General features: G+C 67.1%; 11 protein-coding genes and 1 pseudogene. 6 read left to right on the top strand and 6 right to left on the bottom strand.

All coding sequences use genetic code 11. From position 1 onward, the window contains the following. The first annotated feature begins 332 nt into the window (after positions 1-332). Together dapA and ACIBP6_RS23045 are read left to right on the top strand one after the other, a co-directional pair. On the top strand, positions 333-1,250 hold the full coding sequence (gene dapA, locus ACIBP6_RS23050; RefSeq protein ID WP_397055143.1) for a 4-hydroxy-tetrahydrodipicolinate synthase: 918 nt from the start codon (positions 333-335) through the stop codon (positions 1,248-1,250). A gap of 54 nt (positions 1,251-1,304) precedes the next feature. After that, a complete protein-coding gene (locus ACIBP6_RS23045; protein WP_397055142.1) occupies positions 1,305-2,990 on the top strand; it encodes a ribonuclease J in 1,686 nt (561 codons plus the stop codon). Positions 2,991-3,115: 125 nt separating this feature from the next. On the opposite strand, the gene ACIBP6_RS23040 is transcribed toward ACIBP6_RS23045, so the two are convergent. Both ACIBP6_RS23040 and ACIBP6_RS23035 read right to left on the bottom strand, forming a co-directional pair. Further along, the gene (locus tag ACIBP6_RS23040; RefSeq protein ID WP_397055140.1) at positions 3,116-3,982 is read right to left on the bottom strand and encodes an ABC transporter permease; all 867 of its coding nucleotides are present in this window, start codon (positions 3,980-3,982) and stop codon (positions 3,116-3,118) included. 109 nt (positions 3,983-4,091) lie between these two features. After that, a complete protein-coding gene (locus ACIBP6_RS23035) occupies positions 4,092-4,424 on the bottom strand; it encodes a hypothetical protein (protein ID WP_397055138.1) in 333 nt (110 codons plus the stop codon). On the opposite strand from ACIBP6_RS23035, the gene ACIBP6_RS23030 reads away from it, so the two are divergent. Then, entirely contained in the window at positions 4,324-4,563 is a 240-nt protein-coding gene (locus ACIBP6_RS23030; RefSeq protein WP_397055396.1) for a hypothetical protein, read from the top strand. The two genes, ACIBP6_RS23035 and ACIBP6_RS23030, sit on opposite strands and share 101 nt — an antisense overlap. A gap of 359 nt (positions 4,564-4,922) precedes the next feature. Here the strand turns inward: ACIBP6_RS23030 and ACIBP6_RS23025 are convergent. Continuing rightward, a pseudogene (locus ACIBP6_RS23025) lies at positions 4,923-5,564 on the bottom strand (ABC transporter ATP-binding protein); the annotation flags it as partial. 112 nt (positions 5,565-5,676) lie between these two features. Here ACIBP6_RS23025 and ACIBP6_RS23020 point away from each other — a divergent pair. Together ACIBP6_RS23020 and ACIBP6_RS23015 are read left to right on the top strand one after the other, a co-directional pair. Next, entirely contained in the window at positions 5,677-6,873 is a 1,197-nt protein-coding gene (locus ACIBP6_RS23020) for a sensor histidine kinase (RefSeq protein WP_397055136.1), read from the top strand. Further along, the gene (locus tag ACIBP6_RS23015) at positions 6,870-7,511 is read left to right on the top strand and encodes a response regulator (protein ID WP_397055135.1); all 642 of its coding nucleotides are present in this window, start codon (positions 6,870-6,872) and stop codon (positions 7,509-7,511) included. The genes ACIBP6_RS23020 and ACIBP6_RS23015 overlap by 4 nt, the downstream gene beginning before the upstream one ends. Before the next feature lie 24 nt (positions 7,512-7,535). Here ACIBP6_RS23015 and ACIBP6_RS23010 read toward each other — a convergent pair whose 3' ends face one another. From ACIBP6_RS23010 to ACIBP6_RS23000, 3 genes are all read right to left on the bottom strand, one after another. Continuing rightward, complete coding sequence (locus ACIBP6_RS23010; protein WP_397055133.1) at positions 7,536-8,063, bottom strand: DUF402 domain-containing protein; 528 nt, start codon at positions 8,061-8,063, stop codon at positions 7,536-7,538. A 645-nt stretch (positions 8,064-8,708) separates the two neighbouring features. Next, positions 8,709-9,905 carry a hypothetical protein gene (locus ACIBP6_RS23005; RefSeq protein WP_397055131.1) on the bottom strand — a complete coding sequence of 399 codons (1,197 nt, stop codon included), beginning with the start codon at positions 9,903-9,905 and terminating at the stop codon, positions 8,709-8,711. Next, positions 9,902-11,140, bottom strand: a complete 1,239-nt coding sequence (locus ACIBP6_RS23000) for a glucarate dehydratase family protein (RefSeq protein ID WP_397055129.1) — start codon at positions 11,138-11,140, stop codon at positions 9,902-9,904. The genes ACIBP6_RS23005 and ACIBP6_RS23000 overlap by 4 nt, the downstream gene beginning before the upstream one ends. A gap of 105 nt (positions 11,141-11,245) precedes the next feature. Between ACIBP6_RS23000 and ACIBP6_RS22995 the strand changes: the two genes are divergently transcribed. Next, positions 11,246-12,715, top strand: coding sequence for an aldehyde dehydrogenase (NADP(+)) (locus ACIBP6_RS22995; RefSeq protein WP_397055127.1), 1,470 nt, complete (start codon positions 11,246-11,248; stop codon positions 12,713-12,715). Positions 12,716-12,833 lie beyond the last annotated feature (118 nt).

Genomic DNA, 12,833 nt, shown 5'->3' with positions numbered 1-12,833 from the left:
GGGCTTCCTCCGAAGCAGCTCGAGCTCATGGGAGGGTACTTCTCCGTGGCTGAGCGCGGTGGCGCGGCACATCGCGCATATGCAACTCGTATTCGCTTGAAGCCCAGGTAGCCCGCCGGGTACGGATCGGCAGGCTCGTAGGAGAGCCGTGTCATCGATGACCTTGCCGAGATCTCTGTGAGCGCTGTGGTGTGACGGGTCTCCTGTGACTCTCCGGCGACCGGAACGTGGGCCGTCTGGATGCAGGGAAAAGGGAGCAAAAACCGGTGCGAGGCAGGCAAAGCGGGGTGGCGGCGTCCAATGGATTTCCGAATCCGGGTACCGTTCCCACTATGGCATCGCCTACAGGAACCACCGACGCACCCTTCGGCCGTATGCTGACTGCGATGGTCACGCCGTTCACGCCCAACGGTGAGGTCGATTATGCGGCTGTGCGACGTCTTGCCACCTATCTGGTGGATGAGCAGCGTAACGACGGTTTGATCGTCAACGGGACGACCGGTGAGTCGCCCACCACCTCGGACGACGAGAAGCAGCGCATCGTCAGCGCCGTTGTCGAGGCGGTCGGCGATCGCGCGACCGTTGTGGCGGGCGCGGGCACCAACGACACCCGCCACAGCGTCGAGCTCGCGAAACAGGCGGCACGTGCCGATGCGCACGGCCTGCTGGTGGTGACGCCTTACTACAACAAGCCGCCGCAAGAGGGTCTGTATCGGCACTTCAGCGCTGTCGCCGATGCAACCGGCCTTCCTGTGATGCTTTACGACATCCCGGGGCGGAGCGGCGTACCGATCAAGACGGAAACGTTGATCCGCCTGGCGCAGCACGATCGCATCGTGGCTGTCAAGGACGCGAAGGGTGACCTGTTCGGCGCCAGCCAGGTGATGATCTCGACCGATCTCGCCTTCTACTCCGGCGACGACCTGCTCAACCTGGCCTGGCTGTCGCTGGGCGCCGCCGGGTTCGTCAGCGTCGTCGGACACGTGGTGGGCGCCGAGCTGGCGCGCATGATCCGCCTGTTCCAGAGTGGCGATGTCGAGGAGGCGCGGGCGATCAACAGCCAGCTGGCTCCCGTGGTCGACGGCATCATGCTCCGTGCGGGCGGCGCGATCATGGCGAAGGCCGCTCTGGGCATGGTGGGGATGCCGGTCGGTCCGGTACGGCTGCCGCTGGTGGAAGCAACGGAAAAGCAAATCGCCGAGCTGCGTGCTTGCCTGGTGGCCGGCGGGGTGAAATTGACAGACGCATAGGAATGGGGAGGAACCAGAAGTTTTGAGAACACGATCTGACCGTGAGGGCCAGGCATGAGCCATCCGCATCCTGAGCTTGGCCCCCCACCCGCGCTGCCTGAAGGCGGCCTGCGCATCGTTGCGCTCGGCGGGTTGGGGGAGATCGGCAGGAACATGGCCGTCTTCGAATATGAGGGTCGCCTGCTGATCGTCGATTGCGGGGTGTTGTTCCCCGAGCCCGACCAGCCGGGCGTCGACCTCATCCTGCCCGACTTCGAATACATCAGGGACCGGCTCGACGACATCGAAGCCGTAGTCCTCACGCACGCCCACGAGGACCACATCGGGGCGGTGCCGTACCTTCTGCGTGAGCGGCGCAACATTCCGCTCATCGGCTCCAGGCTCACGCTTGCCCTGATCGAGGCCAAGCTCACCGAGCACAGGATCCAGCCGACCAAACACGAGGTCGTCGAGGGGGAGCGGCACCGCTTCGGGCCGTTCGACTGCGAGTTCCTCGCCGTCAACCACTCGATCCCCGACGCGCTCGCCGTGGCCATCAGGACCCCGGCGGGCATCGTGCTGCACACCGGCGACTTCCGGATGGACCAGTTGCCGAGCGACGGCCGTCTCACCGACCTGGGCGGTTTCGCCCGGCTCGGTACAGAGGGCGTCGATCTGCTGATGTCCGACTCCACCAACGCCGAGGTGCCGGGCTTCGTCACCAGTGAGCGGGAGATCGCTCCGGTCATCGACGAGGTGATCCGCACCTCCGAGCAGCGGGTCATCGTGGCCAGCTTCGCCTCGCACGTACACCGCATCCAGCAGGTCATGGATGCTGCCGCCCGGCATAAGCGCAAGGTGGCTCTGGTCGGGCGTTCCATGGTGCGCAACATGGGCGTGGCCCGGGACCTCGGATATCTAAAGGTGCCGCCGGACCTGATCGTCGACGCGCGCGACATCGAGGAATGGCCGCCGAAGGACGTGGTGCTCGTCTGCACAGGTTCGCAAGGCGAGCCGATGGCGGCGCTGTCGAGGATGGCCAACCGTGACCATCCGATCCGCATCGCCGAAGGCGACACCGTGCTGATGGCATCGTCGCTGGTGCCCGGGAACGAGACCGCGGTCAACAAGGTCATCAACGGGCTCACCAGGTGGGGCGCCCGGGTCGTGCACAAGGGCAACGCCAAGGTGCACGTCTCCGGTCACGCGGCCGCGGGTGAGCTCCTGTACGTCCTGAACCTGACCCGGCCCTCGAACTTCATGCCGGTGCACGGCGAGTGGCGCCACCTGCGCGCGCACGCCAAGCTCGCAGCGCTCACCGGCGTGCCCGACGACCACATCGTGATCGCTGAAGACGGCGTCGTGGTGGACCTGGTCGACGGCAGGGCGAAGATCGTCGGTGCCGTGCACGCCGGATACGTCTACGTGGACGGCTCGTCGGTGGGCGAGATCACCGACACCTCGCTGAAGGACCGCAGGATCCTCGGCGACGAGGGGTTCATCTCCGTGGTCGTCGTCGTCGACTCCAGCACCGGCAAGCTCACCGCCGGACCCGAGATCCACGCGCGTGGATCGGGCATCGACCCCCAGCAGTTCGATGAGTTCATCCCGCAGATCCAGCGAGCCCTTGAAGAGAAGGCCGCGGACGGCGTGGTGGACATGCAGGAGATCCGCCGGGTGGTGCGCCGTACGGTGGGCCGCTGGGTCAGCGACACCTACCGCCGCCGACCCATGATCATCCCGGTGATACTCGAGGTCTGACCTCCCGACGGGTACGGCAGGCGGCTCGGCCTGCCGTACCCGAGGAAGGCCGGACATCCAACGGCCCCCGTTGCCCGTGGGGCCGGCCTGTCCTTCCCTGCTGGGCTGTCGTGTGCGCACGTCGGTCACATGTCCTTTCGGCGGATCAGCCACATGGCGGCAAGCAGGGGGACGGCTGCGTAGGCGACCAGGCACACGGCCGCCAGCGCCGGTGGCAGGAGCGAGCCGTACACCGAAGAAGCGTTGCTGCCGCCGATGAGCTGGCGGGGGAGCGCGCCGATCATCACGGAGCCGAGACGTTCGCTCCAGGGCTCCGGAATGTTGCCGATGACCATGGGGATTACGTAGACGAGACCGACGATGATGGCGATCGCCCCGGCGGTGGAGCGCAGCAGTGTGCCGAGCCCCAGGCCGAGCAGCGCGAACGCCGGCACGGTGAGGCTGAGCGCGATCAGGAGCGGTAGCCGGTCGGAGAAAGCGCCGGCGTACGCGCCGGAGAAGCGGTCGCCGAGCACCCCTCGGCTCACGACGTAGGTGCCGAACGTCGTCAGCAGGCCGACGGCCAGGCCCAGCGCGCCCACGATCGCCGCTTTGGCTGCCACGATCGGCCAGCGACGGGGGACCATCGTGGCGCTCGTCCTGATCAGTCCGGTCGCGTATTCCGACGTGATCGCCAGCGTGCCGAGGATGCCCAGGCAGAGCTGGGGCACGATGACGAGCACTTCCTCCAGATCCGCGATCCGGGCGCCCGGCTGCTTCTCGGAGGGAGCGGCGTCGTACATGCCGGCGGCCATCACCGCGAGTGCGAAGCCCAGCAGGACGGTGCCAAGACCGAGGCCGAGGATCAGCACGGTCGAGCGGACCGAGCGGATTTTCAGCCATTCGGAGGTGAGAACGCTCATGCGGATATCCGTTCGGCGTAGAGGGACATCGCCCATGCATTGGCCCGAGGCGTGAGAAGAACAACATCTGCGCTCATCGCCGGGCGCCACGGCGTGGAGCTTCTGCTCCGACTCACTGACGCCTGCACTCCCTGTCGATGCGCCGGGGCGAAGGTGAGAGGGTTTTCGGGCAGCTTGGCGTGGGTGTCGGCGGGCGAGGTCATGCGTCTCTCCGCTTGAGGGCGTAAGAGCCGATGGCGAGGGTGACGACGGGGTAGGCGAACAGCACTGCCAGTGCGGCCCATGGCGGCAGGGACCCGTCGCCCAGACGGGACAAGAGCCATTCGTCCGCGATCTGCGGCACGAGGTTGGGCAGGAGAAGCGTCGAGACGCGTGTGTTCCAGGGCGGCGGCAGGTAGACGGCGATGCCGGGCAACACGAAGAGCAGCGCGATGACCGACACGATCGCTCCTGCCGTCGACCTGATCACAGCGCCGAGGCCGAGCCCCACCAACGCCAGCGCGGCCGCTGACAGACCCGAGGCGAGCAACATCGGCAACTCGTCGACGCTCGTTGAAGCCCAGGGAGCGATCGCCCGCCATCGGACGGCTGGTCGCATGGGTGACGAAGAGGAGCACGTGGGCCGCCAGGAACGTGGTCAGACCGACGTCGCCGCTCTTGGCCAGGAGTAAGGCCCCGCGTTTCGGCACGGCGACCAGGCTCGTGCGGATGGCGCCCGTGGCGTACTCGGACGTGATGGTGAGCACTCCGAGCACGGCGAGGCTCATCTGGAGGAGAGGGAGGAATCCCTGCTCCGGAGCGCCGGCGCGCACGCTGCCGCGCTCGTCGGCGAGGCCGGTCGCGTAAAGCGTCCACACGATGCCGAGGACTATGGGCAGAGCAGCGGTCGCCATCGCGTGATAGGTGGACGCCACCGAGCGCAACTTGAGCCATTCGGAGGAGAAGACCGCCGTCATCGGGCGCCTCCGTACTGGACGCTGCCGGCGGTCAGCGCCAGGTAGGCGTCTTCGAGCGAGCGATGGCGGGCCGTCAGCTCCGTCACCGTGGCCTCTGCGACGAGCCTGCCGCGGCCGACGATGACGATGCGGTCGGCGGTGAGAGCCATCTCGCTCATGAGATGGCTGGAGAGCAGGATCGTCCGGCCCTGCGCGGCGAGTGAGCGCATCAGCTCACGGATCCACCGCACACCGTCGGGATCGAGGCCGTTGACCGGCTCATCGAACATCAGCACACCGGGATCGCCCAGCAACGCGGCGGCGATGCCGAGCCGCTGTTTCATGCCGAGGGAGAACCCACTCACGCGCTTGCGCGCCACGCCGCCCAGCCCCACCTGGTCGAGCACCTCGGTCACGCGTCTCGACCCGATGTCGTTGGTGCGGGCCAGGCAGAGCAGATGGTCGTAGGCATTGCGCCCGCCGTGAACGGCGCTCGCGTCGAGGAGCGCGCCCACCTCACGCATCGGCCTGCGGAGCGAGGCGTATCGGCGCCCGCTGACGAGCGCCTGGCCGGAGGTCGGCGCATCGAGGCCGAGGATCAGTCGCAACGTCGTGGACTTGCCCGCGCCGTTGGGCCCGAGGAAGCCGGTCACGTGGCCGGGCTGGACCGTGAAGGACAGGTCGTCCACCGCGAGGGTGCTGCCATAGCGCTTCGTGAGGTGGTGGAGTTCGATCACGCCGTAGAGGATGCCGGGTGGCGGGCCGCCGGAGCGTCGGACCACGGTTGGAACTTCAAGGTCAAACCCTGGGTTGACGTGCGAGCTCCGCTTCGGCGCTACGGTTCAACGCGTGGCCGACACGTATCCCTTCTTCGCCAGGCCCCTGAGCCGTCGCCAGCTCGTCACGCTGGACACGGTGGCCGGGATGTGCTTGGCGTTCGTGTTCCTCACCGTGACCGTCCACGCCACCGCACTGCCGCCGTGGGCGCGGCTCGCCCTTCCGCTCGGGCTGGGCCTGCCCCTGGCCGCGCGCCGCCTGTGGCCGCTGCCTGTCTTCTGCTTGACGCTCGTGTTCGCCGTCTTCGCCGCGGTGATCGGCGCCGTGGGTTTCGCCTACATCGCGCCCGCGTACGCCCTTTACATCGTCGCGCTGTCCGACAGGCTCGGCCCCGCGGTCCCGACGTCCGCCATCGGTGTGGTGAGCCTGAGCACCGTCCTGGCCCTGACGGTGGCGGGCACGCCCCGAGACACCGCTCCCGACTGGCTGCTCCACATCGACCAGCCGCTTCTCGGCATCGCGGCGCTGGGCGGAGCCTGGACGATCGGTCGGGCCGTGCGGGAACGCAGGTTCTACGCCGCCCGTGAGGCCGAACGGATGGCGGCGCAGGCGGTGACCGACGAGCGGCTACGCATCGCCCGCGAGTTGCACGACGTGGTCACGCACAGCGTGGGGCTGATCGCCGTCAAGGCCGGGGTCGCCAATCACGTCATGGCCACCAAACCAGAGGAGGCCCACGACGCCCTGCGCGTCATCGAGACCGCAAGCCGGAGTGCCCTGGTCGAGATGCGTCATCTGCTCGGCGTGCTCAGATCCACGGCGGCTCCTGACCTTGTGCCCGCGCCCGGCCCGGCGGGGATTCAGCAATTGGTGGAGCGGGCCAGGCAGGCGGGGGTCGAGGTGGAGCTCGAGCTCCACGTCGAAGCCCGTCACCGTGCGGGCCAGTGCGAGAGCGGGGAGTGGGACGGGCTGCCCGACGGCTTGGGGCTGTCGGTCTATCGCATCGTGCAGGAGGCGCTCACCAACGTGGTCAAGCACGCCCTGCCGGCGCACTGCCGGGTGTCGGTGGTGGCCGACGGGAAACAGGTCCGGATCGAGGTCGTCGATGACGGGCGGGGGAGGTGTTCGCCGGCCGCTGAAGGTGCCGGGCATGGTCTGATCGGGATGCGGGAGCGAGTCATGATGTACGGCGGCGTGTTCGAAGCCGGGAGTCTTCGCGGGCGGGGATTCCGGGTCTTCGCGACGTTGCCCTATCAGGAGGTGTCGTGATTCGGGTGGTGGTGGCCGACGATCAGGCGTTGCTGAGGGGGAGCTTCACAGTGCTGGTCGACTCCGAGCCCGACCTGGAGGTGGTGGGTGAGGCGGCGACTGGCGTCGAGGCCGTTGCGGTGGTGTTGGAGCAGCGGCCGGACGTGGTGCTTATGGACGTACGAATGCCGGAAATGGATGGTATTGAGGCTACTCGTCGTATCAAGGATGTCGCGCGGGTCCTTGTGGTGACGATGTTCGACCTCGATGCGTACGTTTACGATGCACTTCGGGCCGGCGCCAGTGGGTTCTTGCTGAAAGATACGCCGCCTGCTGAGCTGCTCGCCGCCATTCGGGTGGTCGCGAGTGGAGAGGCATTGCTGGCTCCTACGGTGACGCGCCGGCTAATTGAGGAGTTCGCCCGCACTCCCGCGCAACCCCGACTGAAAGGCTTGGACGGGGTTACCGAACGGGAGCGGGAAGTGCTGGTGCTCATCGCTCGTGGCTTGTCGAACGGGGAGATAGCGGCGGAGCTGCAGCTGAGCCTTGCCACGGTGAAGACGCACATCACTCGCTTGCTGGCCAAGTTGGAGGCCCGGGACCGGGCGCAGCTCGTTATTGCGGCTTATGAGAGTGGATTGGTCTCGGCTGCTGGGTGAGGTAAGGTTTTCGGCGGAGCTCCGTCACTCTCCGTTCCCGTGTTGAACTTTTCCTGTTGCTTTCGACAGCCATGCCAAGTGCGCGCCGCCGAATGGGCTTTTCCCGTGTCCCACTGCATTCATCAGCCAGTGCGCGGCTCTCTGAGCTTGCATGATCAAATCGGGTGGATAATTCAGCAGCACTTGATGGAGCGCGAATTCGTCTTCGTCGTCGAGTATCAGTCGTCCGTCTCTCATGCGGATCACGTCCAGGTCGAGGTCGAGCATGGTCACCTCGTCGTCCCTCCACTCCGGAATGGTGGTGACGTCGACGTAGATCTCGCTCCTGTCGGGCGGTGTGTTGAACGAAGCAGTCCACCAGGCGTTGCGAGGAAACAGCGTGATCGTTGTTGTCTCCCAGGTGGTGGGCGGGCCGTCGTTGCCTTTGCGGGCTACCGTTCCGCCCGGCACTTCCACCCAGACGCCGTGCGCGTCCTCCCCGAGCAGGCGGCCCGGATGATGCCAGTGCAATGCGCCGCCGTACTTACGGAAGACGATTCGCACATCAGTCATAAGGAGAATCTTTCATATCCGGCCTGTACGCAGAAGGTGCCGGTTGAGCGTTGATGGCCCGGTGTGCGAAAGATCCGCGGGATGGCAGGGGCGCACATGTGTGACTAGGACCTGGTTTTTGAGGCGCTTTGTCAGGCGTGGAAGCTTTATGCGATGTGGGTGGGTGTTGAAGTCCAGAGTTGACGGCAGCTCATCGCGGCGCTGGTTTTGTGCAAGTCAGTAAATTCGGCCTGTGGGTTCGCGGCGATTGTTGCTGGGTGATGGGTGCGGGGTGCCGGTGGTCGGGGGTGCCGTGGTCCGGGGTGCGGTGGTCCGGGGCGCGGTGGTCCGGGGTGCGGTGGTTTGCAGGCTGTCCCCGATATAGCGATGGTCTGAGTTTTTGTTGGAATAGCAACAGTCTCAGGGGCGTGTGGGAGTAGCAGTGGTTCGTAGGGTGCGTTGAATATGGCAGTGGTCGCAGAGTGGGTTGGAAAATAGTAGTAGTAGTTTGCGGGACGTGGTGGAGATGAGGATGACGTGGTGGCGGAGTTTGAAATCTTGCGCGAAGGTGGCGGGAGAACTCGTGGCTGGAACGTTCTCGACAGTGTGATCGGATACCTCGCGCAGAGGCCGGTATTTCCGCCGGTCAGGACTGTTTGATTCTGATCAGGGCGCCATGGTTCTTCTGGCGTGGAGGTGGAGAGCTTCGGAGACGGCTGCCAGGCGTTGGGGGGAGGCCAGGCCGGCGTGGTAGAGGTGGAACTCGGTTGCGCCTGCTTTGGCGTACGTCCCGAGGTGGTCGGCGAGGGTGACGGCGTCGGCGGGACGAGGCGGCAGGGCCAGAACGTAGGCGCCTATCCGCTGCTCCGGAGTCGCCAGGTCCTTGAGCCCGGCCAGGCGAGTGGCGTCCACGGCGGGGTCGCCCCAGCAGTTGGCCACCAGCACGTCGGCTCCGGGCTCGCCCGCGGGCAGCGGGGCGAAGGCGCCGGCGGCCCAGGGGTCGGGATTGGCGTGCAGGGTGATAGGGACGTTCGGGGCCGTGCTTCTGGCGGCGGCGATGAGGCGTTGGCGGAGTGTGTCCGACAGGCCGACACGGATGGCGCGTACCTCGTCCGTCAAGAAGCCCAGGGCCTCTTCGAGGGTGCCGGCGGACGAGGCGGCGTCGTTCGTCGGGGTGGCGGTCGTATGCGTGGCGGGTGCCGTCGCGGGAGGTGGGGTGCGGTCTATGGCGGCTTTGACCTGGGCTCTTGTCGCATCCGGATAGCGGGGAGCGCAGGCGTCGCAGAAGCACAGGGAGAGGAGGTCGGCGTCCGTCGGAGTCCAGTCAGCTCCAGAGGTCTTCTCGTGGACGCTCTGGTGGGCGAAGCCCATGGGGCCGCAGGCCTCCAGGATCAGGCCGTCGGGCTCGGCCAGTTCCAGGACTTCCGTTACCAGGCGTTCGCAGTACTCGATGACGTCCTCGTGCGCCGGGCACAGGGCGTACGGGTACGGGTCGCCGAAGGCGTTGCGCACGACGAGGTCGGGATTGGCGGCGCCGAGGTGCGAGTTGTGGGTGAGGACGGTCCAGGCGCGCACCTCGAGGCCCACGGCCTTCAGGGCGTCGCGGGCCTGAAGGTAGGCGTCGGCGGGTGTCCACGTCGGCGCGACGGGCACCAGCCGCCCCCACGAAGATGGGCGAATCGGAAGGTAGAAGGCCGGATATGGGACGTCCAGCACGCGGTGGGCAGGGTGGTACGGAGTCGCCGTCCGGGTCGAGTGGTAGCTCGCCGCCAGCGCGACCGCTCGCACACCCAGATCGGCCAGGCGGGCCGGGGCAGTGGGGTCGCCGACCACGTCCCAGGGATAGAGGTAGGCGATGTTCACCAGCGGGGTCTCCTAGCCGTGAAGGAGGGATCGAAGCGTTGCATGTAGGACGTGTCGTCGCGGGCCGTGATTCCGCACTTCTCGTACTGCTCGTTCATGACGGCCAGCGCATCCCGGTCGAGCTCCACGCCGAGACCGGGGCCGGCGGGCACCGGCACGGCGCCGTCCACGAACCGGAGGGCACCCGGCAGGACCACGTCCTGGCCGTCCTGCCACGGCGTGTGGGTGTCACAGGCGAACGTGAGGTTCGGCGTGGCCGCGGCCAGATGCGTCATTGCGGCCAGGCTGATCCCCAGATGCGAGTTGGAGTGCATCGACATGGCCAGGCCGAAGGCGTCGCACATGGCGGCGATGTGCGAAGAGCGGACGAGTCCGCCCCAGTAATGGTGGTCCAGGAGGAGCACGCCGATCGCATGGGACGTCATCGCCGGTGGGAAGTGCTCGGGCGCGACCACGCACATGTTCGTGGCCAGGGGCATCGGGACGGCCGCGGCCACCTCGGCCATGCCCGCGATGCCGGCGGTCGGGTCCTCCAGATACTGCAGGACGCCGTCGAGTTCGCGACCCACCCTGATCGAGGTCTCCACGGTCCAGGCCGCGTTGGGATCGAGGCGCAGCGGCACCTCGGGGAACGCCTCGTGAAAGGCGCGAATGGCGGCGATCTCCACGTCAGGCGGAAAGACGCCGCCCTTGAGCTTGATGGAGGTGAATCCGTACTCCTCGATGAGGAGCCGGGCCTGTGCGACGATGCCCGCTTCGTCCAGGGCGGCGCCGAATCGGTCAGGCTCGTCGCCGGGGTGGCCGGCCCACTTGTAGAAGAGATACGCGCTGTAGGGGACGGTGTCGCGAACCTTGCCGCCCAACAGCTCAAAGACCGGCACGCCGGTCGCCTTGCCGCGGATGTCCAGGCAGGCCACCTCGAAAGGGGAGAAGACTCGGTCGACGCTCTTCTCCTTGGTGGCGCCGCTCTGCCGACCGGTGCCCACGATGGCGTCGATCCGGGCGTACATCGTATGGAGAGCGTGGACGTCGAGGCCGATCAGCGCCTTCGCGCATTCCCTGACTCGGTTCAGATGGTGGAGATCGCCGTAGGTCTCGCCCAATCCGGTCAATCCATCGTCCGTGACGATCTCGACAATGGTCCGGAGGGCCCAGGGTTCGTGGACGCCGGAGGCGTTCAAAAGGGGCGGATCCCGGAAAGCTACTGGCGTGACGTGGACCTGCTGAATGATCAACGCGATCGCCGTCCATATATGTGAACAGTGGCCAGATTTGTGGACAAGTTGCCGCAACTGTAAGAATCAGGTTGAAGAAGTGTCAAGACTCCGAAGGGCCATTCGATGATCTACGGACACGACCCCAGGACCGGCGCGACCGTGGGCGCAGGCCAGCCCGAGACCGACAGTGCCGGGGTCGACTCGATCGTTTCCGCCGCAGCCACCGCCGGGACGGCCTGGCGCGCGATGCCGGCGGCCGAGCGGGCCGTCGCGCTCGAGGCCGTCGCCGACGCGCTGACCGCGCACGTGGACGAACTGTGGCAGCTCGCCGATCAGGAGACCGCCCTCGGGGAAGGGCGGCTGCGCGGTGAGGTGGCGCGTGCGGCTGGACAGTTCCGGCTCTTCGCCGAGGTGATCAGAGACGGCGGCTATCTCGAGGCGATCATCGATCACGCGGACGCTTCCCTGGCGCCGCCCCGGCCCGACGTACGGCGGATGAAGCGTCCGCTGCAGGGTGTCGTGGCCGTCTTCGCGGCGAGCAACTTCCCGTTCGCGTTCTCGGTGGCCGGGGGCGACACCGCCTCCGCACTCGCCGCGGGGTGCCCGGTGGTCGTGAAGGCGCATCCTGGACACCCGAACACGTCCGAGCGGGTGGCCAAGATCGTGCAGGAGGCGCTGCCGTACCCGGAACTTCTGGGCCTCGTACAGGGCATGCAGGCCGGTGCTGATCTGGTGCAGCACCCCGCGGTGGTCGCGGCCGGTTTCACCGGGTCCGTGGCCGGGGGCAAGGCGATCCAGAAGCTGATCGACGACCGCGAAGTGCCGATCCCGTTCTTCGGTGAGCTCGGAAGCGTCAACCCGGTGGTCGTGCTTCCGTCGGCGCCGGTCAAGGAGATCGCCTCGGGGTTCGCCGGATCGCTGACGCTTGGAGTGGGACAGTTCTGCACGAATCCCGGGCTCATGTTCGTGCCCGAGGACGACGAACTGCGCAAGGCGATCGTGGAGGCCGTCGAGGGCACGACCGGCGGTCCCATGCTCGCCGAGCGGATCCGGGACGGCTATGTCGGCGGTGTGGAGCGGCTGGGCGAGCTGCAGTTGCTGGCCGAGGGCAAGCCGGGCGAGGGGCACTGGGCGGTCACGCCCAAGGTCTTCACCGCCGATCTCGGTACGTTCGCGGAGAAGCTGCCGCACATCGCCGATGAGTGCTTCGGGCCGGCGTCGATCGTGGTGACCTATCGCGACGTCTCGGAGCTGCCTTCTGTGCTGGAACGGCTGGAGGGTTCGCTGACCGCGACCGTCCACAGCACCCAGCCGGACGAGGCCGCCGGCGTCGCGGAGGTGCTGACCAAGAAGGCCGGGCGGGTCATCTGGAACGGCTGGCCGACCGGTGTCGCCGTGTGCTGGGCCATGCACCACGGTGGTCCCTGGCCGTCCTCGACCACGACCTTCACCTCCGTCGGAGCCACGGCCATCGACCGCTGGCTCGCGCCCACGGCCTACCAGGACTGGCCGGACGCACTGCTGCCGGACGAGCTGAAGGAAGGCAACCCGCTGTCGATCCCGCGCAGGGTCGACGGTCGCCTGGTCCTCTGAATCCAGGTCGTCTGGAGTCAGGTCGTCTAAGCGGGGTCGTCTGAAGCCTGATCCATAAGGGCGGTCGGTGACATGAGGACCGGCCTGGCAGTGACCCCGGTCACCGGGGTCGTGGGCC

Origin of the sequence: Nonomuraea terrae (assembly GCF_044465245.1) — a bacterium.
GTDB classification, from domain to species: domain Bacteria; phylum Actinomycetota; class Actinomycetes; order Streptosporangiales; family Streptosporangiaceae; genus Nonomuraea; species Nonomuraea terrae.
Note: the sequence above shows the minus strand (reverse complement) of the source record. Positions and strands in the feature narration are given on the sequence as shown.